General features: G+C 71.7%; 13 protein-coding genes. 10 read left to right on the top strand and 3 right to left on the bottom strand.

The window, feature by feature from the left end:
- The 9 genes from ACH4FX_RS37595 to ACH4FX_RS37555 all read left to right on the top strand — a co-directional run.
- Window positions 1–2,004, top strand: a 2,004-nt coding sequence (locus tag ACH4FX_RS37595; protein WP_398485985.1) for a hypothetical protein, incomplete at its 5' end; no start/stop codon positions are given.
- A gap of 14 nt (window positions 2,005–2,018) precedes the next feature.
- Window positions 2,019–2,444: a conjugal transfer protein TraB gene (locus tag ACH4FX_RS37590; protein ID WP_398485984.1), complete on the top strand. Its 426-nt coding sequence runs from the start codon at window positions 2,019–2,021 to the stop codon at window positions 2,442–2,444.
- Window positions 2,445–2,538: 94 nt separating this feature from the next.
- Window positions 2,539–4,911: a hypothetical protein gene (locus ACH4FX_RS37585; protein ID WP_398485983.1), complete on the top strand. Its 2,373-nt coding sequence runs from the start codon at window positions 2,539–2,541 to the stop codon at window positions 4,909–4,911.
- A gap of 80 nt (window positions 4,912–4,991) precedes the next feature.
- Window positions 4,992–5,486 carry a hypothetical protein gene (locus tag ACH4FX_RS37580; protein ID WP_398485982.1) on the top strand — a complete coding sequence of 165 codons (495 nt, stop codon included), beginning with the start codon at window positions 4,992–4,994 and terminating at the stop codon, window positions 5,484–5,486.
- Window positions 5,487–5,624: 138 nt separating this feature from the next.
- Window positions 5,625–6,140, top strand: a complete 516-nt coding sequence (locus ACH4FX_RS37575; RefSeq protein WP_398485981.1) for a hypothetical protein — start codon at window positions 5,625–5,627, stop codon at window positions 6,138–6,140.
- Between the two features lie 104 nt (window positions 6,141–6,244).
- Window positions 6,245–6,532, top strand: a complete 288-nt coding sequence (locus tag ACH4FX_RS37570) for a hypothetical protein (RefSeq protein ID WP_398485980.1) — start codon at window positions 6,245–6,247, stop codon at window positions 6,530–6,532.
- Between the two features lie 101 nt (window positions 6,533–6,633).
- Window positions 6,634–6,804, top strand: a complete 171-nt coding sequence (locus ACH4FX_RS37565) for a hypothetical protein (protein ID WP_398485979.1) — start codon at window positions 6,634–6,636, stop codon at window positions 6,802–6,804.
- Between the two features lie 59 nt (window positions 6,805–6,863).
- Window positions 6,864–7,565, top strand: coding sequence for an NUDIX domain-containing protein (locus tag ACH4FX_RS37560; protein ID WP_398485978.1), 702 nt, complete (start codon window positions 6,864–6,866; stop codon window positions 7,563–7,565).
- A gap of 3 nt (window positions 7,566–7,568) precedes the next feature.
- Window positions 7,569–7,820 (top strand): hypothetical protein, encoded by a 252-nt coding sequence (locus ACH4FX_RS37555; protein ID WP_398485977.1) that lies wholly within the window; start codon window positions 7,569–7,571, stop codon window positions 7,818–7,820.
- Between the two features lie 53 nt (window positions 7,821–7,873).
- Here ACH4FX_RS37555 and ACH4FX_RS37550 read toward each other — a convergent pair whose 3' ends face one another.
- The 3 genes from ACH4FX_RS37550 to ACH4FX_RS37540 form a co-directional block, all read right to left on the bottom strand.
- Window positions 7,874–8,761 carry a hypothetical protein gene (locus ACH4FX_RS37550; protein ID WP_398485976.1) on the bottom strand — a complete coding sequence of 296 codons (888 nt, stop codon included), beginning with the start codon at window positions 8,759–8,761 and terminating at the stop codon, window positions 7,874–7,876.
- Window positions 8,761–9,546: a ParA family protein gene (locus ACH4FX_RS37545; protein ID WP_398485975.1), complete on the bottom strand. Its 786-nt coding sequence runs from the start codon at window positions 9,544–9,546 to the stop codon at window positions 8,761–8,763. The genes ACH4FX_RS37550 and ACH4FX_RS37545 overlap by 1 nt, the downstream gene beginning before the upstream one ends.
- Window positions 9,547–9,927: 381 nt before the next feature.
- The gene (locus ACH4FX_RS37540; protein WP_398485974.1) at window positions 9,928–10,632 is read right to left on the bottom strand and encodes a hypothetical protein; all 705 of its coding nucleotides are present in this window, start codon (window positions 10,630–10,632) and stop codon (window positions 9,928–9,930) included.
- Window positions 10,633–10,762: 130 nt separating this feature from the next.
- Here ACH4FX_RS37540 and ACH4FX_RS37535 point away from each other — a divergent pair, with 130 nt between their 5' ends.
- The gene (locus ACH4FX_RS37535; protein WP_398485973.1) at window positions 10,763–26,809 is read left to right on the top strand and encodes a hypothetical protein; all 16,047 of its coding nucleotides are present in this window, start codon (window positions 10,763–10,765) and stop codon (window positions 26,807–26,809) included.
- Window positions 26,810–26,823: the final 14 nt, after the last annotated feature.

The raw sequence follows: 26,823 nt of genomic DNA, 5'->3' as shown, positions 1-26,823 counted from the left end.
TCCTCGGGCAGCAGCGGCAGCGGTGGCGGCCGCGGCTCCGGCACGTCCGGCAAGACAGGCGGCGGGAAGTCCGGCGCCAAGTCCGGTGGCGGCTCGGACCGTACGACGGGACTGGGCTCGACCGGCACCGGCCGCCACGGGGCCAAGACCAACACCGGCAGCGGCGGCAGGTCCGGCAAGGGCGGGTCACTCTCTTCGGGCGGCGGCCGCGGCCCGGGCTCCTCCGGCAAGAACACCGGGCCGAAGGGCTCGGGCGGCTCGGCCGGATCGTCGGGCAGGGGCTCCGGTGCCAAGGGCTCCGGCGGTGCGTCCGGGGCCTCGGGCCGGGGCATCAAGGCGCCGTCGAACGGCCGGTCCGGCTCGTCGAAGCACTCGCCGGCGCTGGAGCGGGCCAAGGGCCGCAACGACCGGGCCGCCGCCCGCCTGGAGCGGCGCGGGGCGGCGAAGGACGCGCGGCTCGACACACGGCGCAAGAACCGGGACCGGGCCCAGGACCGCAAACAGGCCGCCCAAGACGCCCGCCGTCAAGCCAAGGCCGACCGTACGCAGGCCAAGCGCGACCAGCGGGCGGTTGAGAAGGCGGCCCGCACCTCGTTGGGCCAAGCCGTCACCGACGAGGCGGGGCGGCGGCTGAAGAAGCGGCGCAAGCACCTGGCCCCGCCGGTGCTGAGCCCGGTCAAGCCCGACAAGCCCAAGAAGAAGGACAAGGGCGGCAAGGGCGGCGCCGGTACGGACGGCCTGAAGGCCGACCTGAACAAGTCGAAGGTCGACCTGACCAAGAGGCCGAAGACCGGCCCGGGCGCGGCACCCCCGAAGGTCGACCTGAACAAGAAGCAGAAGCCCTCCGGGGGCGGGAAGACCGGGCCCGCTGCGGGCGGGACGGCGCCGAAGGTGGACCTGAACAAGAAGCCGAAGCCGGGGAAGAACGGCGGTACCGGGGGCCGGACCGCGGCGGGCGGCTCGAAGCCGTCGGCCAAGGCTCCTAAGGCCCCTGCGGGTGGTGCGGGCCGTACCACGCTGGGCCAGGCCGTCACCGACGAGGCGGCGCGGCGGCTGAAGAAGCGGCGCAAGAAGCCGCCCCGTCCGGTGCTGAGCAAGGCCCAGCAGAGAAAGCCCAAGAACAACAAGAACAGCAAGGGCAAGGGGGGCGCCGGCGGGACGGGGCCGAAGGTGAACCTGCGCAAGACCCGGGCCAAGCGGGCACGCCGATCCGCCCCCGATGCTGCCTTCGCCCGGGCGAAGGCCCAATTCGATGAGCGGCTGCGCTGGATGCGGCAGCGCAAGACCCGCCGTACGGACCAGGAGCAGACGTCCACGCCGGGGGCCGGGTGGGCGTTCTGGACGCCGCCAGGCCAAGAAACCCCTCGCCAGGAGCGCCGCAGCGCCTACGACTCCATGCGGGCCACCGACCCCCGCCAGGAGGAGACGTGGACGGCAGAGCAGATCTTCCCCACGGGCTACGCGGCGTCGGCCCGTGCCGCACTGACCGCCGGAGGCGGGCGGGATGCGCCCGCCCCTTCCGGCCCACCGAGCACCACGATCACGAAGGAGGCGCCCGTGGACACGTCCGCGTCCGCACCGTCTGCTGCCTTGTCCCTGCCGGCCGCCGAGATGAGCGCCGAGCACGCCACCGAAGTCACCCTCGACGACGTCACCGAATTCCTCAACGGCGTGGTCGCCCGGGCCTTCGAGGGCCACGACGAGTGCATCGTGCTCGCCACGGAGGCTCGCGAGTTGCAGTACGCGCTCGATGAGCTGGCGGTCGTCCTCGCCACCCGCAACAACATCATCGGCACGTTGACCAGCCGGGCGATGCACAAGCTCGCCGAGTCGATGGAGGTGCTGGCCCGCAAGGCAGACGAGATGCAGATCGAATCCCTCAACGCCGCCGAGCTGAACGAAGAGGGCCGGGACGAGATGGAAGCCGCCTACCGGCCGCTGACGCAGGCGACCGCGGACGCGGGCCTGCGGACGCCGTCCGCCCGCGTGCACAACGAGAACTGAAAGGAACGTGTCCTGTGTCCGGAGATCTCGTCCCCCGCGGCGACAACCTCCCTGCCGTGGCCGTCAATACCGATGGACTCGGCTTCTTCACCCTGATGACCGAGGTCGCCAAGCTGACCTCGCAGGCGCTGCTGCTCAAGGAGAAGGTGTGGGCCTGGCAGCGGCGGATGGAAAAGGACGCCGACGCGGCCAGCCACATGTCGGAGATGTGTGACGCGGCCGAGGTCGAGCCCCAGTACACCGCGCGGATCCTGGACGGCGCCGCCGCTCTGCGCAGGGTCGCCGACGCCTCGGGCGAACTCGCCCAGAAGGCCGACGACATGCAGCACGACGCGCAGGCCCTGGGCGATGCCCACCAGAACGAGTACGGCGGCATCAACGAGGTCGTACAGGTCATGGGCGTCCAGCAGCCCAAGCCCGGCTTCAACGAAGTCAAGTAACACCCGCGCCCGCCCCTCCCGGGGCGGGCACCCCGCCCCGGGAGGGGCCCGGCCAGCCGGGCCCCTCCCCCCTTTTCTCGCTTCCGGAGGGACGATGACAACCGAGATCGTGAATGCCGAAACCGCGGCCGCCGACGTCGGCGGTGCCCGGGGGCTGACCCGCACTGCGGCCCGGCGCCTGGCCCTGGCCGAGCGCCTGATCTACGGCGCGGCCGGCACCTGGGCCGCGGTCGGGCCACTGGTGGAGCTGCCCTGGTGGGGCCACGGCGCAGCCCTGGCCACCGGCGCCGCGGCCGGTATGCGGCTGTGGCAGCGCAGTGACGGCGACGACTGGACCGCCCGCCTGGCCTCCGCGATGCGGGCGCTACCGGTGCTGGGCTGGTCCGCCGCCTACACCGCCGGGCTGCTCGCCCCCGCCTACGGCTACCCCACCAGCTGGCCGATGCTGGGCGCCGCGGCCTGGACGGCGGCGATGGTGGTGACGGCGCCCTGGACCCGGTCCAAGGGCCTGGCCCGGGCCGTGGAGTACGTGGAGACGCTGCCCGCCTTCGCGGAGACCGTCGCGGAGCCCGAGCCGGTCACCGTTGAAGAGCACCTACGGGTCCTGTGGGCCCGGTCGCCGGTCACCGGGGACACCGAGCTGCACCACATCCGCCAGTACCGTCCCGGCGAGCCCGACTTCGAGGCCATCGTCCTGGCCCCGGCCGGTCAGCCGGTGCCCCGCCTGCTGGACGACCGGGCCATCGCCGCCGTCTTCGACGTGCCGGTAGGCGCCGTGGAGACCGCCGAGCTGCCCCACGCCGGACCCGGCCGCCTGGCCATCCAGGTCGCACCCAAGCTCGAAGAGGCCCGCCGCACCGCCAAGGCCCTCCAGGCCGCCGAGGACGAAGACCCCGAGCAGGCCCTGCTGCGGATGTGGAACGAGCATGTCAACGTCACCGGTGGCGCCGCACCCGGCGTGGAACTGGTCCAGTACGACATCGGCGAGGACGAGATCCGGCTGCGGATCGCCGCGGCGCGCGGCAAGCGGCTGGGCGTCAACCACGACGCGCTGTGCAGCGCGCTCGGCATCGACGACATCTCCCGCCTGGTCATGGAAGGCGCAGGTCCGCGCGAAGCGGTCGCCTACATCTACCGCACCAACCCGCTGCTCGACGTGCGCGCTCCCACCGCCGAGGACCTGACGATGGACGACCGCGGACGGATCTCCGTCGGCATCGCCCACGACGGCAGCCCCGCCCGCATCCAGCTGTTCAACCACGACACCGGCCGCGCGCAGCACGGCATCACGGCCGGGACCACCGGGTCAGGCAAGTCCGGGCTGATGCGGCTGCTCGGTGCCGCGCAGCGCCTTTCCGGTGTCATTTCCTGGATGGCCGATGTGCAGGGCGGCATGTCGCTGCCGGAAATGGAAGGCCGCGTTGACTGGATGGCCAAAGGCCCGGCCGAGACGATGCGGCAACTGCGCGCCCTGCACGCCGTCAAGGAATACCGCGAGCGGCATTCCAACGGGCGCGGGGACTTCGACCTGAACGGCCCCTGGCGGCTGATCCAGTGGACCGGCGACGAGATCAACCGCCTGCTGAGCAGCCTGGACCAGGACATCCGCAAGGAAGCCGCGTGGATGATCGCCGATCTCCAGAAGACCGGACAGAAAGTGGGCATCGGCGTCGACTTGGCCGTCCAGAGCCTGCACCTGAAGGAGCTGGGTGACAACCACGAGATCCGCGAAAAGGGCAAGGAAGGCCATGTCTTCTTGTTGCGGACCGCGTCCTCGTCCACTCAGAGCATGGGACTGGACGGCATCGCCCCCATCGGTGCGCACATCTCCCCCATTCCGGAGCGGATTTACCAAGGCGGTGGAGCCAAGGAACTCTTCGAGGGGACCGCGGCCGTCGAAGGCGTGCCCACGCCGGGCATGGGCTGGCTGATCACCGAAGGCAAGGCGATCCTGTTCCGCACGTTCGTGCTGAAGAAGAGCGGCGGCCGCTACCCGCAGCTCGAAGAGCTGATGGACGGCTGCCCGCTGCCGACGCTCACTCCCGGCGAGGCCGAGGCCGCCGGCACCGCGTACGAACTCCGGCACACCACCGGCGCCTCCGAGGCTCCGAAGGCCACAGGAGCCCCGCAGGCGGCCTCGGGCGGCGCCCCCGGCAGCTTGGGCCTCGTCGGGGAACGGGAGCGCATCACCGGCCTCCTGGAGGCTGACCGCAAGGCCAAAGAGAGCACAGGCGAGGCACCGTCGCCGTTCGCTGCGGCCAAGGGCAAGGGGCCCACGATCCGCGAGCGGATTCTGGCGGCCCTGGCCGCCGAGCCCGAGGGCATGGCGCTGCGCGATCTCCGCAAGGCCGTCGGCTGCGGCACCGACGGCGGCCCCACCACCGGCGCCGTGAACAACGAGGTCAACAAGCTCACGGCTGAAGACGCCCTCATCCCGATCGGCCGCGGCACCTACCGCCTGCCCTGACCAGGCACGGGGACCGGCCCTCCCGTCACAAAGCGCCGGTCCCCGCCCACTCCCCCACCACACGCGAAGGAGCACCAGCAGTGGAGCACGTTCCTGGCACGCGGCTCGACGAATCTGAGGCAGCCGCCGAGGCCCGCCTGCTCATCGAGGCCGTCGAAGACGCCTACCGGGCGAAGACCCTGACGGCGTACCGCGACCCCACTCCCGTGCCCGCCATCGGCACCGCCCCGCCCGTACCGCAGCCCGGCCGGCTCCCGATGAGTCAGCGCGCCACCGACCTCAGCGGCCTCCTGCTCGCCGGCAGCGTCGCCACCATCTCGCTCGGCGGCTCGGTCTCCCTGGTGCTGTGGACCGCCGGCCAGGCCGGCCCGGTCGTCGTCAGCATCGTCATCGGCGGGCCCACCGCCCTCCTCCTCGCCCTCGGCCGCGTGTTCAGGCGCGCCAAGGAAGCCCGTACGGCCGCGCCGCCCAAGCACCACCACCACTACAACGCGCCCGTCCTCCAGGACCACCGCAGCATCACCAGCCGGACCCACGGGCTCATCGCCCGCAGCCGCAACGAACTGCCCGGCTGACACCCCAGCGGCTTTCGGCGAACGCGGTACACCACCGCCCGCAAGGCCCCTTGTCGCCTCCCGTGAGTGCCTCGACCGCCCTCGCTGCCATGACTGCTGCACCCACCGTCACACCGCCTGACCACTACGCAATCCCGCATGAACACCACGACGGCCGCCATCGGCGGCCAGAAAGAAGGAATCATCATGGAGATCACCCGCCGTACGGCGACCACCGCCTGTCTGCCCGTCCCCGCCCAGCGCCCGCCGGCCGACGCAGTCCCCGACCGGACCGCCGCTCCCCTGGCGACCGAGGACCTGTCCAAGGTCGTCGAGATCCTGGAAGCCGCCGCGCTGCTGATGATCGAGCTGGCTGACCGCTACCAGGTCGAGAATTTCCAGGCGTCCCTCTTCCAGCGGCTGGGCGCCGCGCAGGTCACCGAGGGCAGGACGGAGCCCGCCAGCCTCCCGCTGCTCCCCGAGGAACTCGCGCTGCTGACGAGCGCCGTTCAGCGGATCCGCGCCTATGCCCAGTCCCGGTCCGACCTTCGGCCGCTCGCCGAGGAAGGGCGCCGTGTGCTGCGCTACCTGAACGTCGGGCTCGGCCGCGGCCGCAGCGCCCGCGCCCTGCGGGGCCTGCCGGTCTGGGCGGACGACGTCCGTACGCCGCGCTGAGCACCATGGCAGCGCCGCTGAGCAGCGTCGTCATCACCTCATACGCCGCCGCTCGTCGCGATGCGCCGCCGGGACTGCGACCCGTGAAAGTCGACGCTGAGCCCTTGTCCCGACCGCAGGGGCGGTCGGGACAAGGGCTCAGCGGCCGCGACCCGGCCATGCGCGCCAACGTGATGCAGACTCCGGCCGCCGCCCGTCTCGTCGGTCAGGCCATGGACCGCATCCGTCAGCGCCTCGGCTCCAGCGGCCAGGTCGACGTCCACGTCCGCAGTCCTGACGGCCAGGTCCGCGCGCCCGCTGTCGCCGAGGAGATCGCCGAGCAGCTGCGCGCCGGCGGCGTCACTGTGCACGTCGTCCACCGCCACCTCAGACGCTCCGACCCGTCCCGCTGACCCGCACGCTGCCGCCCCGCCCGGCTTCCGTCTCACGGGCTCATGCCGGGCGGGGCGGCCCTTGCACCCGACCCGCTCGACCACAGGAGAACACCACCTTGATGGACCTGGCGATCTTCGAGGCCGAGAACGCAGCCGCGCCGGTCGAGACCCTGCGCCCCTGGTGCTGGCCCTGCTGGCATGACGCCGTGGCTGCCGCACGGGCCCGCGCCGCCGAAGAACGGCGTCAGCAGCTGGCAGAGGCACAGCTCAATCTCTTCAACATCGCCTAGCACCTGCTTCAAGACTTGATCCGGGGCGCCGTCGGCGGCCCCGGCCCGGGAGGGACTTCATGACCGAGAACACCCAGCAGACCGAGACCACCATGTGCCTGACCGCCGACGTGGTGTGCATCCGCGGCGGCGACGTCCTGCTGATCGAGCGGGGGTTCCCGCCCCACCAGGGACAGCTTGCGCTGCCCGGCGGGTATGTGGACGACACCGGCGAGACGCCCCAGCAGGCCGCAGCGCGGGAGCTGCTGGAGGAGACCGGCGTCAAGGTGGCGCCGGACGACCTGACGCCGGTGGGCGTCTACAACGCACCGGGCCGTGACCCGCGCGGCCGCTATGTGACCGTGGCCTACCGGGTGACCGTGCCCGAGGGCACCACGGCCCGGGCCGCGGACGACGCTGCGGCCGTGCGCTGGATGCCGCTCGCCGCACCCGGAGAACTGGCCTTCGACCACGGCGACATCATCCGCGATGCCCGGCGCCAGCACCGCGCCGCGGCCGCCCTGTGGGTCGGGACCTACCGCGGCCATCACGGCGGCACCCCGGTCGTCGTCACCGTGACCCGCAGCGACACCGCCGCCCTCCCGTATGGCTGGGAATGCTCCTGCGGGATCGCCCAGCGCTTCCCCGCCGAGGACGGCGTCGGCCGCAGCGCCTGGCGCCACACCCACCCGGCCCCGTGGCGCTCCTGGGCCCACCGGGCCCCCTTCCTGGGACGCCTGGTCCAGCCCACGGCCCGCCTCCGGCACCACCGGACGGGCTGATCAGTGAAGGACGGCGTTCCCTCCGGCCTGTACGCGGCCCTCCAGGTCTGCATCCCCGGCGACGGCCTGCCCGGGTGGCTGACCGCGGCCGCGCCCTGCTGCGTCCCGCAGGCCATCGTGCTGTCCGTCGGCCCGGCCCGGACGGAAGCACTCGCCGACCTGGTCGCGCTCGCCTGGTGGGAACTTCTCCAGGATCCGGGCGACGATCCGTTCACCGCGTGGTTCATCAAGGCATGCGCCCAGCATCTGAGCTGACCACGCAAAGGCGGGCCCCGTCTCGGACGGGGCCCGCCTTTGCGTTTTTGCTGTCAGGCGGCGGCTGCCGCGTCCTCCGAGGCGCCCGCACCGGATGCTGCGCCCGCAGGCGCTCCCGCGTCCTGCGGCTCGCTCTCGGGAGCGATGATGACCTCGATACCGGTCGTCTCTGACAAGGTCTCGATCAGGGTGCGCACGGCCTGGCGGGTCTTTTCGGGGCTGTGCTCCATGGCCGCCTTCAAGGCCGCGGCGTTGAAGCTCTTAGATGCCTTGGTCAGCGCCCGGACCGTCTTGACGGGGTCGATAGCGGACTGGCCCGTCCCCTCCCCCTCCAGCGCGGCCAGGTAGGCCGCGACGGCCTCTTCGGTCCTCTTCTGGTGGGCCATCGCTTCCTTGGGCAGCGCCTCGACCGCGCCCTGGACGAGCGCGGCCGTCACCTGTGCGCCCTTGGCCTTCAACAGCGCCAGGTACAGGTAGGTCGCCGCCTTGACGCTGTGCGCCTCGACCAGCGGGACCAGGGCCCACGCCTGCGCGTAGCCGAGCCGTTTGGAAACTATTGTTTCCAAATCGCCCCCTGGCCTGGCCAGGAACAGGCTCTCGGCCACGCGCCAGGTGCGGATCAATTTCCCCGCGTACTGCGGCGTGATGTCCCACCGGGTCTGCGTGTACTCCTCGAACGTCGTGAATTGCGCCCGGTACAAGCGGGCATCTCGCACCACCTGGAGGGCCTTGCCGGCGGCCCAGAAGGCGAACCGCAGGTTTTCAAGCGCGCTCTCGCATTTGAGGAGCATGTCCTGCTCCGCGGCGATGAGCGCCGGGGTGTCGGCGAGCTGCTTGTCGGGCAGCTCGCTGGAGTCGCCGAGTGCACGGGCCAGCTCGATCGCGTTGGGCGGCCGCCCCGGAGCCACCGGGCTGTTGCCGACGGTGATTGCCTTCCCCATCAGAGCATCTGCTCCATCGTCAGCGCCACGCGCATGAAGTCCTCCCGGGCGTTCAAGGCAGTGCCGGACATCTTGTACTCGGTCACCAACGTACCGTTTTCGTAGGCATGCTCGTGGATCGTGTACCGGCGGATCGGGTCGGCGACGCGCGGATAGTCCCGCTCGTCGATGAACGCCTTGACCTTGTCGAGCTGCTTCTCGCTCTTGTCCTTGCCCGGGTCGTGCATGTTGATGACCACCAGGAACGGAATGCCCCGCGGCTTGAGGACCCGCTCGATGGTGAACTCCGCCTCATCCCACGTGATCTTTGACGGGGTGATCGGCACGAGCGCCAGGTCCGCATACTCCAGGACCTCGCGCAGGGCATCGGCCGTACGGCTGTTGCCCAGCGGGTCCTCACCCCATTTCGCATCGGGGTCGATGTCCATGAAGCCGGGGGTGTCGACTACGACACGCCGCCGCTCGGGGTCCGTCATGATCTGCGGCAGGATGCCGAGTTTGCTCCGGGTCACGACGTAGTCGAACGGGAGGGCCTCCTCGCGGACCCTGGCGCACCATTTCTCCAGGGTGCCCTGCACATCGATGCCGGCCGCGACGACCGGGGAACCCTCGGCGGTGTCCGCGTTGGACAGCACCGCCGAGCGGCCCGCGCACGCCGCCACATTGACCGCGATGGTCGACTTGCCCGCGCCGCCCTTCTGCTGGATGACGACGACGACTTTCGCCGTTCTGCCATTCCGGGCGACCATATCGGTGGCCGCCGCTCTGAGCATGGTTGGTGTCATTCCAAGGCCTTCCATATTCCGTGGTTTCACCGCGCGGTGCGGCTACTCGGATCGCGAACAGCTTGCCAGACGATCGCGGGCACGGCGTGCACCGCTCCTGCTGTCCTGTCCCAATCGATCGTGGGCACTCCACCTCGCTGACCAGCAGTGCACAGGATCATTTGAGACGGAGGACGAGCAGTGTCTCAATCGATCGTGGGCATCTAGGCCTTGTGTCGCCCGGCCGCGAGCAGTTTGCCTACGGCGTCCCAGTCGTCGCTGGGCACCAAGGCCGGATGCCGAGCGACGACTGCGACTGCCCAGGAACAGCTGAGACAGGAGACCTGCGGGAAGACGTGAACGTGTTCGAGAGTGAATCGAACGAGTTGGAAACTACAGTTTCTACTCGGCCTCGCCGGGGAGTTCCGGCTGCCGCCCATCAGTGGCCCGGTCAATCGCGGCGCGGAGCAGGTCGCCGGTGGTGAGCACCTGCGCGCGGAGCCGGTCACGTATTGCCAGTGCGGACTGCGGGGCGGACAGGCTTTTGGCGGCGGCCGCAGGGGCAAGTTCGGGCGGGACGCCGTCGCGGATGGCCTCGCGTACGGCCACGGTCCTGCCGTCGCCCCAGCGCTCGGCCCACTCCTGAAGGGCCTTCTCGGCATCCTGGCTGGACCAGTAGGCGGCGCGGCGCACCGTCTCGCCGAGGTCATACGGCAGCTTCACCGACACGCGGCGGGGATATCCGCCTGCCCCCAGCGGCTGGCTCGGCGGCGTGCCCAAGCGGCGGCCCGCGGCATCGACCTCGCCCTCCGGCGGCTCCGGCCACTCGCGGTCCAGGCCACGTTCCCGCAGCTCCTCGCGCACCGTGCGGGCGACGACGTCGTCCCGGCTGCCGCCGAACTCACCGGTGCGCCGCATGGCGGCGACCTGCGCCCGGATGTCACGGCGGACGGCAGCGGCCACGCGCCGCGACATGCCGGGCGCGAGCAGCTTCCGCTGGCATTCCGCGGTCCATGCTCGCTCACGGTCTTGCTCGCCCTTGACGTACTCATTGAGCCGCTCCAAGGACTCCGCGGTCACGGCTACGTGGAACTTCATCTTCTCCATACAGGAAAGGTAGCCAGGTGACCCGTCGCCCTATTCGATCGAGGACCGGTGCCTGGATGGGTAAGGTCCGTTCCGTACGGGGTGGCGCGTGCTCACCGACGCGCCAAACGGGGTGCTGCGGGGAGGGCGCATGGGGGATGAACTCGCGACGGCAGAGACGGAAGCGGAGACCGCGTCCGAGACGGACGCGGCCGCCTCGCCTAGACCGCTGCCTCTTCCCGAAGGGGCGCAGCCGGTCGACGGGGTGACGGGGTATCACGCTCTCATCAAGAGCAGCGCGCCCGTGGTCACCGTGTTCGGCCCGGACGGCGCCGAGATCGCCTCTGCTGACCGACGGGGAGTCGGCGGCGACGCCCTGGTGGGCCGGGTCGGTGACACCCGGCTGGTCAGCATCGGGCTCGGAGACAAGCGGCTGACGTCGTTTGCGGAACTGGCCGCGCGCCACCACCGGGCAGTTGCCGACCCGGGTGTCCGCGACCGGGTGTGGGTGCGCTGGGAGGCAGACGGTGTCGCCGCGGTGTACGGCACCGACAAGCATGATGCGGCCGACCGACGGGCGGTGAAGTTCGGAAATCTGTACTGGTCGGGGCAGCGCCAGGGGTGGGCAACCGGCCGGAAATGGAACCCGGGTACCCGCGACCGCAACCTTGCCGAGGTGCTGGCGGCGTTCGCCCGGCAGGACCGCAACATCGTGGTGCTCGGGCCGGGCCAGACCCCGGAGGATCTGGTGGCCTCGCCGTCGGCGGCCGCGGCCGTCCCGGCGCAGCAGGCCCCGCCGGCGGCCGCGCCGTCCGTCACCGCGCCGGAGCCGGAACTCGCTCCGGAGCCGGAGCCGGAGCCGGAGCCCGCGCCGGAGCCCGAGGACTTGACCGTCCTCTCCGACGAGGAACTGCTGGCGGCCGAGGACGCGGCCGCGACGGCCCGCCGCCAGTACCGCTACAGCAGCGCCGAACCCCGGGTGACAGAAGCCGAGTACCAGCGCCTTCGCCAGGAGATCGCCAGACGGGTGGTGGACCGGGAGGCGACGGCGGCGCCGGTCACGGAGCTGACCGACGAAGACCTGGCAGCCGAGCGCGAGTGGTGGAAGAAGACGATCGACAAGACGCCGTTCCACTCCTCCGACGAGAGGTACCGGAAGCTGGAGCGTCGGCGCGACGCGGTGACCGCCGAGCAGAACGGCCGCACCGCCCGGGCCCTCATGGCGGGCCCGGCGGCGGCCGACCTGGACGATGAGGCGCTGGAGAGCGCCTACGAGCAGATCGGGCCGGCGTGGACCCGCCTGCCCGGCGACAACGAGCTGCGCGACCAGGTCAACGCCTACCGCACGAGCCTCCATGACGAACGGATCGCCCGGCGGGCGCGGTCCTACAGCGAGCGCACGCCGGTCGGCGAGATGACGCTGGAGGAACTGATCGCCGAGAGCGCCGACCTGGAATCGCACCTGTCGGCCCACAACGAGCAGTCCGCCTACTCCTACAGCGAGGCGGTCAAGGACGCCCGGGCCAAGCGCCTGCGGGCCGTGGACGCGGAGTGGCATCAGCGGGGCCTGGAGCAGCATCCGGACGCCGCCCGCGCGGCTCTGGGCCGGAGCGTCGGCGGCAGGCTCCCAGTCCTGATCGACGGCTCGGAGCGCTCCTACGGCTACATGGAGCGCCGGGGGAAGAAATTCCGGGCCCTGGCCAACTTCGACCAGCGCAGCAGCATCGGGGACTTCGACTCCGGGCCCGCGGCGATGGCCGCGCTCGTGCGGCGCTACGACCAGGACCCGGGGACGCTGCCGCGGCGCACCTGGGGCACCGAGCGGGAGGTGGACCTGCCGATCAGCTCCTACGACCCGCTGGTGTCGTGGCTTCGCCGCAGGCCTGGGGAGCCCTCCCGCGAGTTCGCGCGAGTGCTGGAGATCCTTAGCCCGTATGAGCTGCCGACGCAGACGAAGAAGATCAACCCGCTCACGAACAAGGTGATGCGGGCCTATCCGTTCCACTTCGAGGAGGGGCTGCTCGGGGAGCTGGCGCGGATCGCGGAGCGGACCACGGAGGACCTGCGCGAGCAGTCCCTCAACGAGCAACTGCCCAAGCAGGAGCGGGAGGCGGCCAAGCGGCGTATCCCGGCGATGGGCGCCGCGCTCATCGGCATCAACGCGGTGATTGAGCAGGTGCGTGCCGCCGGCGGCGACGTGGAGCGGCGCGGTGTGGACCAGGGACGGCTGGCGGCGCAGATGGCAGCGCTGGCCGGTACCGTCGACGAGCGAGAGGAAGGCGAGAACGATGACGGCGAACAGCCAGTACGCGACGCTGCTGCGGCGGCACTGGGAGGAGTTCCGGCCCCGGGAGCTGGCGGCGATGGAGGACCCGGACCGGTACTTCCGGACGCTGGGGACGCAGATGGGCGAGGCGATCGCGGCGGCGGAGGAGGACCTGGAGGAGGCCCTGGAGCCGGAGACGGAGTACCAGGCCCGGGTTGGGCAGATGGCGCAGATCTCGGCGACGGCGCGGGAGCAGGTCCTGCGCGAGATGCTGCCGCCGCCGGAGGACGCGGCGGACCAGGCGGCGCCGCTGAGTCCGGAAGCGGTGGAGCTGGCGGCGATCCGCAGGGAGCTGGAGAACCTGTAGCGACGCGGCGGTTCCGCCCTGATCCGGCGGACCTGCCGCGCGGCCCGCTGGCCCGCGCCGAGGCGAACCTCGAAGCCCTCAAGGTGCTGCGGACGCTGGAGCGCGAGAACCGCGGCACCACCGTCGACGAGGCGCGCACCCTGGCCCGCTGGTCGGGGTGGGGCTCGGTGCCTGCGGTGTTCCTGGACGAGCCGGACCCCGACGAGCCGATCTACGCACCCGGCGGGGACCGGGAGGGCGGCTTCGAGACGGACCACGCCGCCTGGGAGTCGTACTCCCGGGTGCGCGGCGAGCTGCGGGACCTACTGGACCCCTTCGAGTGGCGGGCAGCGTCCCGGGCCGTGCTGTCGGCCCACTACACCCCGCAGGCCGTCGCCGAGACGATGTGGCAGGGCCTGGCCGCGTACGGCTTCGACGGCGGGGAGGTGCTGGAGGCCGGATGCGGCTCCGGCGCCTTCTTCGGGGTCGCCCCGGCGGCCGCCCGGCTGACCGGTGTCGAGCTGGACCCCACCACCGCGGCGATTGCCGGACGGATCTACCCGCACGCCAATGTGCTGGCGGAGTCGTTCACCGATACCGACGCACCCCTCGGCACGTTCGACGCGGTGATCGGCAACGTTCCCTTCGCGCAGGCCCCGTTCGGTGAGCGGCGCTACCGGGCGGGCGGCCACTCCCTGCACAACGGGTTCATCATCAAGCAGCTCGCGCTGCTGCGGCCGGGCGCCTACATGGCCGTGATCACCTCACGGTGGACACTGGACGGCGAGGACACCGCCGCCCGCCGCGATATGTCCCGCTGGGGCGACCTGGCGGCCGCCTACCGGCTGCCCAAGGGCACCTTCGGCGAGACCGCCGACACCGACGTCGTCGCCGACGTGCTGGTGTTCCGCCGCCGCGCGGAGGGCGAGGAACCGCGCGATCAGAGCTGGATCGAGGCGCCGGAGCGGGAGCTGAGCGGCAACACCGTGACGGTGAACGCCTACTTCACCGAGCACCCCGAGAACGTGCTGGGCCGCCTCACGACCGAGACGGGACCGTACGGGCCGCGGGTGACCGTGCAGGGCGATCCCGGTGAGGCTCCCCGGCTGCTGCGCGAGCGGATGGAGGCCACCGCCGCCGCGGCCGTCGCCGACGGCCTGGGCTATGTCCCTCACGAGGACTGGCCCCACCGCGAGCCCCTCCTCCTCCAGACTGCCCGGCTCAAGCACGCCACCGACTTCACCGGCCGCCTCTACACCGACGACCAGGCGCGGATCTGGCAGCACGTCAACGGCGCGGACCCGGTACGGGTCATCACCGCGGACGGCGTCGCGGGCACCGAGCAGCTGCGGATGCTGCTGTCACTGCGCGACGTCGCCGGTGAATTGCAGGAGCTGGACCGCACCGGCCATGACCCGGACCGGGCGCGCGAGATCCGCGATCAACTCGCCCGGCTGCACGCCGCCTACACCAAGAAGCACGGGCCGCTGTCACGCCCCCGGCAGACCCGGCTGGCGCTGCCGAGCGACGAGGCCGTGGCCGCCGCCCGCGCTGCCGGCGTCGACCTGAACAGCGAGGACCGGCTCCCCACGGGCTGGGGCTGGTTCCGCCAGGACCCGCACGCCGCCGTCGTCCTGGGACTGGAGCACTGGGACCGGGCGAACGACCGGGCGGTGCCCTCCGAGGTCCTGACCCGGCGGCCGGGTACCCGGCGCGGCGACCTGGAGCCCACCGACGACCCGAAGACGGCGCTGACGGCCGTGCTGGGCGCCACCGGCCGCGTGGACCTGCCGCTGATCGCCTCGCTGCTGGGCACCACCGCCGAAGAGGCCCGCCTGCGGCTGGGCACTGAGGTCTTCGACAACCCGGTGACCAAGAAGCTGGAGCACGCCGGAGCGTACCTGTCCGGGGCGGTGCGGCAGAAGCTAGAGCAGGCGCGACAGGCGGCCGTCACCGATCCGAAGTACGCGGTGAACGTCGCCGCCCTGGAGGCGGTGCAGCCGCCCGCGAAGCGGCTGGGGCAGTTCACCGCCCAGCTCGGCGCCCACTGGATTCCCGCGCCGCTGGTGCAGGGCTTCCTGCGTGAGTACCTCGGCGACCCGACCCTCCAGGTCAGCCACAATGAGCGCTACGGCTGGTCGCTGGCCGCAGGGAAGGTGTCCGACGCGATCAACGCGCTCAAGGGCACCGAGCGGCGCTCGGCAGTGCACATCGCCAAGGCTCTCCTCGGCAAGGCGTCGATGGTCGTCAACCAGCTGGACGGCAGCGGCGTCGACGAGGACGCCACCCGCGCCATGCGCTACAAGGCCGACGCCATGCGTTCGGCGTTCGAGGAGTACTGCACCGCGAGCACCGCCCGGGTCACCCAGCTCACCGACGCCTACAACCGGCAGATGAACGGGCACGTCGTCCGCAACTACGACGGCCTCGCCCCGACCCTGGAAGGGTTCACCACCGAGCGGACGCCGCACCCGTGGCAGCTCTCGGGCGCCGCGCGGATGCAGTACGAGCGCGGCGTGATCCTGGCGCACGAAATGGGCCTGGGGAAGACCACCACGATGGTCATGGGCTCGCAGGCCCTCAAGGCCTCCGGGCAGATCAGCAAGCCGTTCGCGGTCGTCCAGCCGGGCCTGGGCAGGCAGTGGCTGGATGAGGCCAAGCTGCTCTACCCCAACGCCGACATCCGCCTGATCACCTCCGACGACCTCGCCGACGGCAACCGGCGCCCGGTCCTGGAGTGGCTGCGCGCCAACACCCCCGACCTGGTCATCTTCACCGAGGGCGCGTTCCAGTCGATCCGGATGAGCCCCGAACAGCAGGAGCTGTACGTCTTCCGCGAGCTTGAGTCGCTCAAGGAGCAGCTGGAGCGCGAGCGCGGGGTGCCGCACAATGCCTTCGCGCTGATGAAGCTGGAACAGCGTCTGGCCACGGTGGAAGCCCGTATCCGGCGCAACGATGCGCCGATGCGCACTCCGGGCGAGGTGTACTGGGACGACCTCGGCTTCGACTACGCCTGCATCGACGAAGCCCACCGGTTCACCGCCGTGGGCTTCCGCTCGAAGGAGGCCGGTGGCGAGAGTGCGAGCGTCCGCGCGGTGGATCTGCACCAGAAGCTCAGCTGGCACCACCGGATGGCGGAGTATGACGGCGGCCGCCCCACCGTCACCCTCGGCACCGGCACGCCGATGGAGAACTCCATCTTCGAGCAGTACTCGTGCCTCGAACTGGCGACGCCGTGGCTGCTGGACCAGTTCGGGGTCCACGGCCCAGACCTGTGGGCGGAGACCTTCGGGCAGAAGGTCCAGCGCATCGAGCAGGCGCCGGACGGCAGCGGCCTGACGATCGTGGAGCGGTTCTCCCGGTTCGTGTCGAAGGCCACGATGAAGACGATGTGGGGGCTGGCCACCGACACCAAGACCGCCGACGAGGTCGGCATCGAGCGGCCCCGGATCGCCGGCGGCGCCCCGCAGCTGGTGCTGGTGGAGCCGACCGCCGACCAGCGGGCCCGGCTTCAGTCTCTGGTCGTGCGGGGACAGGCGATCCACGCCGGGGACGTCACCCGCGACGAGGACAACATGCTGGCCGTCACCGGCGAAGGCCGCGCGGTCGCCCTCGACCCCCGGCTGGTGGACGCCAACGCCCCCGCGGGTAACAAGCTCGTGCAGGCGGCCGACATCATCGCGGCCGGCTACCACGCCCACAAGGACCACACCTACGCCGTCTCCAGCCGCGACGACACCCCGCACGGGGTCCCCGGCGGCTTGTTCTTCGTCTTCTGCAACTCCGGCACCCCCGACGGCGAGAACAAGGGCGACTTCAAGCTCTACGCCGAGCTGCGCGATCTGCTTGCCGCTCGCGGTGTCCCCCGCGACATGGTTCAGTTCGCGCAGGAGCACCGGACGCCGGAGCGGAAGGCGGAGATGACCAGGGCCGCCAACAACGGCGGCATCGCTGTCCTGATGGGCTCCAGTGAAGTCCTCGGTACGGGCTTCAACGGGCAGAACCGGGCCTACGCCCTGATGCACCTGGACCAGGACTGGACCCCGGCGATGATGATGCAGCGCAACGCCCGCGCCCTGCGGCCGGGCAATCAGCACGAGGAGGTGAGCATCTACTTCCTGGCCACCAAGGGCAGCATGGACGCCTGGCAGGTCGGACTGCTCACCTCAAAGGCAGAAGGCCTGCGCGACATTCAGCGGCCGCCCGGCGTCGGCGACGACGACGGCGACACCGTCGAAGAGATCGGCGAGAGCGACTGGGACTACGCCACGATGGCCGCCGAGATCGGCGGCAACCCCTACATGCGGCAGTTCATGGAGGCAAGGCTCCATCTCCAGGGCCTGGAGGCCGACCGCCGCAACGCGGCCGCCGACCGCGTCCGCCAGACCGAGCTGCTAGGCATCAAGGAAGGCGAACTGGCCGGCACCCGGCTGGCCATCACGGCGCGCGAGAAAGCCCTACCGAAGATCACCGAGACGATCCGCGGCGACGCCTTCCGCATCCGTATCGGCGGCCGCGAGTTCGACCGGTTCGGGGAGGCCGCCCCCGTCCTGCGCCAGGTCGTCACCGAAGCCGTGCGCGCCCACCAGAACGAGGGCATCGGCCCGTGGAAGAAGCTGGGCACCTTCGGCGGCCTCGACTTCGCCGTCCGGCCGGAGGTCGCCCACGGCAGCGGCGAGGTCCGTGCGTACATCGGGTTCCCTGAGCTGCGCCACAGCGAATCACGGTGCTCCGTGGAGGACCTGGTCAAGAGCAACATCGGGGCCACCATGCTGGGCCGCCTGGCCACCGCCCTCGAAAAGGCCGAGGACCACCAGCTGATGGACCGTGAGCGCCTTCCCGGCCTGGAGAAGGAAGTGGCGGAACTGAAGGCCCAGCAGGAGGCAGTGAACTACGGTCCTGCCATCGAGCACGCGCGGCGCCGGGTCGAGCTGCTCGACGGGATCGTCGGCGCGATCACCGAGCGGGACAAAGTCCCTGAGCTGACCGAATCCATGCTCGACCCGAAGAAGTACCCCACCGAGAACGGCCGCAAGAAGGCCCTCCAGGAGAACGCGGAGAAGCGGGCACCTCTCCAGGCCAACGTGGACGCGGCAGCCGCGAGGCTGGCCGCGTTCGACGCGGAGAACCCGGCCCCCGAGCCTGTGGTGCTCGTCAACCCCTGGACGGAGGACAACGACACCGACGAGGCCGTTGAGCAGTGGCGGGAGCGGCAACGGATCATCGTTCAGCAGAACCGGGAGGCTGGGGTGGGCGCCCCGATCACGGCGGACGAGTCCGCTCCTGCACCCGAGGACGGCGCTGACGATGCCGCGGCCGCCGAGCCTGTCGGCGAGCGCACCGAAGGTCAGGCTCCGGCGCCGGAGCCGGGCGGCGACAGCACCGAGGAACCGGCGACGGAGACGACCGAGCCGCCCGGCGACGGGTACGGGACGGCCGACCTGTACGACGAGTTCGGCCTCACGCAGCCCACACGTGTCCCGGCGCCGGTGCCGCAGGACGAACCCGACCCGGAAACGGAGACCGAGGAATCCGCCGGCGTGCCGGACGGGCAGATGACCGTGGACGAGGCGCAGGCTCCCCCTGAGCGGGATACGGAGGCCGGTGACGAGCGCGGGCATGCGGCTGCTGAGGAGCGCAGGGACGCCGACCTCGACGCCGCCGCGGTACTACGGCACTACGAGCCGCTTCTTGCGGTGGTCGGGCTCAGCGGTGCCGATGCGGTCTCCTACCTCACCGGCGAAAGGGTCCTCGAACATGCGGGTCAGCCCGCCTCCGAAGATCCCTTTGACCGTCTGCTGGAAGACATCGCGCGCCGCGCGGACCGGGTCGGTGGTATCTCCCAACGCGGCCGCGAGATCACCATCAGGAACGTCAGCGAGGACCGCGTTACCCTGCGCCGGCACCTGACGGCCCTTGCCCTGGGGGTTGACGACGTACGACGGCAGGAACCAGAGCCGTACGGGATCGACCTGGCGGGCATCCTGGCCGCCCCGGGATCCCGATTCACGCTGCCCGACACCCCGCAATGGCGCCTGGCCGCGGCTGTCCCCACCGGCAAAGTCGTCGTCGCCCATGATCCGCAGACGGGGTATGCCGTCTTCAACACCTACCGCCGGCGCAAGGCCGGAGAAGTGCTGCGAGCACAAGGATTCCGATGGGACCCCAGTGCCGTACCCGAGGGCGTATGGCGGCCCAGGGCGGACCACTCCGAGGACGAGCAGCATCAGGCAGTCCGCAGACTGCTCGACGCTCTGACCGGGGAGGGCATCGCGTACGCCGTACATGGCCAGATGCCCGGCCACTCGGCAGAACCGGCACCGGAGAGGCCACTTGCTCCCGGCCCGGCGGACGCCGCTGAGGCCTCGGATGAGCAGACGAACGGGGAAGAGGCACAGCCCGAAGCGGCCTCCGCCAAGCCTGAGGCTACCGCCAAACCCGACCACGGGCGGGTACGTCTGACCAGTGCCGACGGACGGTTGGTGTTCACCCTGCACGTGGTCCCTGCCGACGCCGGGTTCCACCAGGAGGCCGTGGACGGCTACCAGCGGCGTCACAGCGAACTCGCTGCCGTCGTCGAAACCAAGAACCGACAGGCAGCCCAGACGCCCGCCGAACAAGCGGGCCAGCTGAACCGGTGGCGCCGGGCCTACAAGACGGCCAACGGCCTGAAGCCGTTCGGGCCGCCGCCCTCCCTGCGCCTGCCTCAGCGGGAGGACGCCGCGGGGCTGATCCCCGCGGAGTACGACGTCGGCTCGTGGGTGACCTGGCGGGACGGGCCGGACGGACAGCAGGTGACCGGACAGGTGATGTCGCCCGGCCCGGGCAAGGACACGTGGTACGTCAGCACCGACCGGACCGGCGTCACCGGCGAGTACCACGTCCTCAGCCGGAGCGGGAAGAAGGACACCGGCTACACCTACGCTCTCAACGGCGCCGCTACGGACCTTCGGCCCGTCGACGGGCCTCCGGAACAGGTGCCGTTCGAGGACCTGCCCCCCGTGGACTCCGTCCCCGCCCAGCCCCTCACGTCATACGCCGACCATGTGCCGGGCAAGGGCCTGGCCGTGGTGCGCGAGCCGATCCCGGTGACGGTCGGCGAGATCACGCCGCGCGGGCCGGAGCTGGTTTTCGACGTCCTCGCGGACGGCGTGCCGTTCGTGGTCACGGTAGCCCGTCACGGCTTCAGCGGGGTCCAGATCTTCACTCCTCACATCGAGATCGACGGCGAAACGGTCCTGACGTTCAGGAGCGCGGAGAGCCGGGGCGGGGCGGTCGAGATCTGCGAGCGTGTGGTCCGGGAGGCCCGCGAGGAAGCTGCCAAGCCTCTCCGCGCGCGCCACCGCGACTACGACTTCGCTCCGGCTGCCGTTGGAAGGTGCGCGCGGTACAACCTGCACGCGGACGATGCCGAGCCCCAGCCGCTTTACCGTGTCGGCGACAGCGACCCTCTGTGCATCGAACACGTCGTGTCCATCTTCGGCGTGGAGATGTCCGAGGTCAGCAAACTCGCCCGCGCCCACCAGATCTGGGGGACCCGTGTGGTCGCCGAACCCGCGGCCGCCGTCCCGCCGGCCGATGTCGAGCCGACGGAAGGCGCCGTCGCACAGGAGAAGGCGGGCGCCGCTGCATCGCAGGACCCGCACGAGGTCGCCTGCGAGGCGCTCCAGGGCGGCAACCGGATCACGGTCGTCGTGAGCGGCAGGAGCATTGAATGGGACGGGGAGGCCTGGGGACTGCCCGTGCCGGAAACGGCCACCGTCACCGGCACCGTCTATCCCGGGTACCGCGACTACCACCAGAGGACCACGCTGCTCGACGCCGTGATCCGCGACCAGACCGGCGAGGAGGTGACCGCCGCAGACAGCGTCTTCATCCGGCAGTTGCCCGCGCAGGCGCGGCTCCTCCCGGCCGAACACCGCGAGGACCTGCGCCCGGAGACTCGCACCGTGGCACAGGTCCGCCTGGGCGACCTCATCGCAGACGGCGGCACGCGAGGCGAGACCATCACCGAACTACGGTTCGCGGACGGCAATCGCCGGGGCAGCGTCATAGCGTTCTCCACCCGCGACGTGGCCAAGGGCACCAGCAACAGTTTCGCCCTGAACCTCACGGACAAGGTCCGGGTCGTGCCCCGCGAGCGCAGGAGACCGCAGGACGTCGCCGCGGTGTTCGGACGCCACAGCAGCCACGACCAGGTGGCATCGGAGGCCCAACGGACTTTCGACCTGCACGCCGCTGTCATGGAGGTGGCGGGGCGCGTGTGGCCGAACGGCACCGGCCCCCAGGACGAACTCCGCGCCCTCAGCGAGGCGATCGGGGCGATAGACGCCACCGCCAGGGGTGCGGACGCCTACCGGGCCAACGCCGCGGCGATGCAGACCGCGGCGGCCGCCGCCGCGGCGCTGTTCGCCGCCACCGAGGACGACCTCCTCAACCACTACGTCGGCCTGGACCTGCACCGGCTGCGCCAGCACCTGGACGCGCAGGCCCACCGGCTGAGTGCATCCGCCGCGCACCTGGACGAACGCGCGGCCGCCGCGACATCGGCGAAGACGAGCCCCGCCGCCGAGCGCCACGGCGCAGAAGACCAGCCCGCTTCGGACCGGCCCACCGACCGCACGAAGGAAGGAGGGAGCGTGGATTCCCGCAGCACCGACACGGAACAGCTCGGGCTGTTCGGCGACATGCCCCCAGATGCGCCGGACGACCGGACGGGAGCCGATACGGACCGGTCAGCGGGCACGGACAGTGCGCCGGCAGGAGGTGGCGGCCCGCAGGAGCCGCAGTCCGACGCGGCGGCCACGCCGCCGCATCCTCCCGCCCCGACCACGGCGGAGGCCTCCAGCGAGACACCGGCGCAGGCCTCTTCCGGTGGCGAGCCGCAGCCCGCGGCCCAGGGCGCCGACGCCGCTGCGCCACCGGCCGGTGGAACGGACCTCGTCGCGGCCGCGCACTCGATCGCCCCCGCCCCCTACTGGCGGATCGTCGGAGCGGAGACCGCCGACCAGGCCGCAGCCCGCTTCGGCGGCCCCGAGCGGCTGCACGCCTTCGCCGCCCGCGTACAAGTGGTGCCCGCCCCGTCGCCGCTCACCGCGACCAGCGCCGACATCTGGCTGGACGGCCGCATGATCGGCAGGATCGCCGACATCGCCGACATCGGCGACTCCGGCCCCTCGGACGCGGCGCCGCTGTGGAACGCAGAGCCGGTCTTCGGTACCGGCGACCGCCGTCTGGCGCGCTTCCGCAGCCAGGAAGCGGCCTTGGCCGAACTGGCGGTACGGGCCCTGCGCGAGGGCCCGCCGGCCCCCGACCGCCTGACCGAGGCCATGACCGCCTCGTTCACCGAGTATCTGGTGCGCCCCGCAGCCGGGCTGCCGCAGCTGCCCGAGGCGATGCAGGCGGATCCGACGGCCGTCGCCCGGCACGCCGAACTGGCGGCCGCCCTGGAGGCCTTCGGACAAGGCCGCAGCCGCGGCACCACCATCGCCGAGGACCTGACCACCGCACACGACAGCCTGCTGTGGCTGGCGGCCGCCCAGCCCGACGGCGACGTACGCCGGGACCTGCACGGCCGGGCGGACATGATCAGCGTCTTCCTCAACGTCTTCCGTCCCGAGGACCCGCGGGCCGCACAGAACCGCACGGCAGCCGCGCACGAGACCCCGGCGCCCGCCGACAACCAGGCCGCAGCCCTCGCGCCGGACAGCGCCGAAGCCGAGCCACAGGAAGCAGAAGAGCAGCTTGACCTCTTCTCGGCGGAAGCCCCGGCCCCGGCCGCGCAGTCGCAAAACGGGAGCGCGCCGGAGCCCGCCGCCCCGCCGGGCGCCGACGGCGCTCCGGAGGAGGGACGCCTGGGCGTGTACGGGCACGCCGACCGGGGCGAGTGCGAGCGCTGCGGCACCCCTGACACCGACCGCTACACCCTCGTGTGGCACTGGTACGGCCGGGACGACTTCAACGCCGACATGGCGGCCGAATGCGGGCCCTGCACCGAGGCGACCGTGGGCGTGCCCGCGTCCCACGCTGCTCGCCTCGCCGACCGCGCTGAGGCACAGCGCGGCGGCCACCGCATCCAGCCACAGCCCCCGCTGCACCACGACATCGTGGTGCGCCGGACGGCGGACAACGAGTGGACCTCGGTCCACCTGCCCACCGGGCAGCGGTATCGCACTGCGCGGGAGTCGGCCAGCGGCCACAGCGGCTTCGTCACCCGCGACCTGAACGGCGTCTCCCAGGGCGTGGCCGCCGGTATCCCCGGCCTACGGCCGGTCGTTGAGCGGGCCGCGCTGGGACGCACGGCGGAGTCCCACCCCACCAGCGGCGACACCATGGCCTATTTCGGCTTCCGCGAGGCTGTCAAGCAGCTGGTGCTGCACGACGGCGAGACCCTGGCGCCCCAGGAAGCCGGGCCGCGCAGCAGCGGCCCGTACGACCACGGTCCGCGGTGGGACCTGGCCATCGGCGCGGCCACGTATGTCGTAGAGATGGTCTACCAGCAGGGCCAGCCCGGCGACGACGGCCACCGCCTGGCCATCCAGGTTCTCCCAGAAGGCCCGCAGGTGCGATTTGAGCAGTGGGACAACGTCCTGCGCTGGGCCCGGGAGGACGCCAGCAGCAGGGCAGAGCAGCCCGTCGCGCCGACCCTGACCACGTCTGCACAGGCGTCACCTGACGCCGGAGCCGAGCTGGCCGCCGAGACACCCGCGCCGGCCAATGACCAGATGGCGTCCGATGCCCCATCCGCCGCGGCGGGGCGCAGCACTCCGGTGCCGGACACGGACCAGCAGGAGCAGACAGTGGCAGACAGGCAGGAACCCCCTTCCAGCGGCGAGGCTGCGCAGGACGCCGCCCCCGCAGCAACCACGGCGCCAGCAGCCGCCGTCTCCGCTTCGCCGGGCGAGCAGGCGCCACCGCCCGAGCCGTCTAACGGCGCCGTGTACCCCGCGTCGGCGCCGACTACCGAGGACCGCACCCCGGCCACCGATACGGAGGGGCAGATGGCCACACCGCCGCACGCCGACACTGACGGCTCCGTACCGGTCGAAGACCCGCCCGCGCCTCAGCCCTTCACCGATATCACCCCGCTCGCCGCCGACCCTGCCTACCAGCTGTGCCTGTTCGGGCAGGACGGTCAAGGCGCTGAGACGGGCGAACTGCGCCGCGGCGACACGACCATCGCCGCCCTGCACCGGTCCGTGACTGGGCAGTGGAGCGCACGCCTGACGGTCGACAACCTGCTGGCCGATGTCACGCCCCCGGCCGACGGGCCGCAGGACGCGGCGGACCATGCCGCCACCCTGTTCTCGGCATTCACCGGCACGCCCTACCGGGACCAGCCCACCGCAGCCACCGACAACGGGCTGCTGGCCCCGGCGGACGTACTGCGCACGGAACTGCGGGACGCCGCGCTTCGGCACCACGGCGCGATCATGGCGGCGGCCGAGCGGGCATCGGTGAACAACGCCCAGCACCCGCACCTCCAGCAGCTGTCGGCCCGCCTCGATGCCATGGCCAGGGCCACCGCCGATGCCCACGGATCCCGGCAGATGGCTGCCCACCTCACCGCCGTCCAGCAGGCGGTCAACGCCTGGGGCAGCGCCCTGCCGGCGGACCCCGCCCTCGATGAGCGCCAGCACCTCGCCTTCCCTCTGGCGCACCTGCTGTATGACACGACCAGGCTGCGCGGGCGTCTCCACGCCACCTTGGCGGCACTGCAAGCCCAACAGGCTGCCATCGGTGAAAGCGCCGACGCGGCGACGGTCGAGCGGCCCGCAGAATCCCTGCGTGACGACCGTGTTGTCCAGGAGGAACCGCCGACCCAGCCGACGCCGGAACCGGTACGCGGACCGGTGATCCGGATCAGTCTGCGTGCGGGTGCCGAGGGCCAGGTGATCGCCCGCGTCGACACCGCTGAGCGCGCACAGACGCTGGTGTTCCCCGATCTGGCGGCTGCGGACCTGCCGGGGCTGGTGCTGCCGGCGACAGCCGAACTGCCCATGCTGAACCGGGCGCCCCACCGGGCGGATCTGCTGGTGTCCAATGGCGAAGTCGAGTTGGCGCTCGTCCTGAACCTGCGGAGGGGACCGCTGGGCCCCGTCATTAACCACGACGGTGCACGCCGGACCCTCGTCGGCTTGGTGCGCGACACCCTGCGCGAGGCTATGGCGCCTACGGTGGATGACGTCGCGGCCTGGCTGGTGCACAGGGCCGCCGAGCAGGACAGCCTGCGTCAAGCCGCGCACACCGCCAGTCTGGAGGCTTTCAGGCAGGAGTTCGCCCGGGCCGCCGACGCGCTGATCGACGGCGGATCAGATCACCGGTGGTGGACCTACACGGGACAGGACGGAACCCGGCGAAGCGAGGTGCTGGCCCTCGCCACGCCGAGAGCGTACGAGCAGCTGCGCGCCACGGCAGCGCCAGCGGATGATTCCAGCCCAGACCTGGCGGAGGTCTCTATGGGACCGCAGCAGACGCCCGGACTGGACCGCGCTGCCCGGGAGGGAGCGGAGACGGCGGCCGACACCGACACCCCGCCCGCCGTCCGCCCAGACGGTGCCGCGGCTTCCGAGAGCGACGGTCCGGACCCCGACGCCGTCGTCGACGGCATCCGCCGAGCCTTGGACGACGCCTTGCAGGCCAGCCAGCCGGAGGCGGCGAGGCCGTCCGGCGAGCTGCCGCTGTGGACCGGAACGCAGGCCTCGCCCGAGGACACCGCGACGCAGCCCCCGGGGCCGCTGGAGGTCCGCGCCGAGTTCCAGGCGGTCATCGACGCCTGGACCGAGCATGTGCCGCCGGAGAACGGCACGGCACAGGACCTGGTCGCTGATCTCGACGCCGACCTCGCCGCGCTCCAGCGCGCCTTTGCCGAGGCCATCACACCGCCCATGCCGACGGCACTGTCCGCCACCCCGGACCAGACGGACACAGCCACAAAGAAGCCGACGGAAGCAAAGGCGACGGCACCCGTCCCGCAGCGGGCCGCCGCCGTCAACGGTGCCCTGGCGCAGGCCGATACGCACACCCCCGCACTCCAGGATCTGCCGGAGTGGCAGAAGATCCAGACAGTGCGCGGCGCAGTCGGCCACCTGGTCCGTGTCATGAAAGAGCGGGCCGGGGAGCACTTCGACCGGCTGATGGGGGACACCCGAGTCGGCGAGTTCCTTCGCAGGGTCTCGATCCGCGCCTGCGAACGAATCGCCCAGTGGGCGCAGGAGGGAGCGGACCGCCTGCGGCGGCGGGGCGGCGGAGCCGAGCCTGACACACCGGCCGCCGAGGCGCTGCACAACGTCGCAGATGCTGCGGCTGCCTACAGTTCCCCCGGCGGGGGCCGCAGCGGGCCGCCGTCGGCGTCGCGGGACGCCGCGGCCACCACGGTGGACATCCCGGCGATGCGCAAGCTGGGGGAGGCCTTGAACCGGCCGATGCCGGGCACCGGTAAGCGGGTCTCCACAGCGGCCGCGCGCGGCCGGTCGACCACCACGGCGAAGCGGGCACCGAAGAGGCCCACCGGCAGCGAGCAGGCCGGACACCTCCGGGGAGGCGGCCCTGAGCAGCAGGCCACCCGCAAACCCAACCAGCGCTAACCGGGCGCCTGATT

This window comes from Streptomyces sp. NPDC018019, from assembly GCF_044327805.1.
Taxonomy (GTDB): domain Bacteria; phylum Actinomycetota; class Actinomycetes; order Streptomycetales; family Streptomycetaceae; genus Streptomyces.
This window is presented reverse-complemented; position numbering and strand designations above follow the sequence as displayed.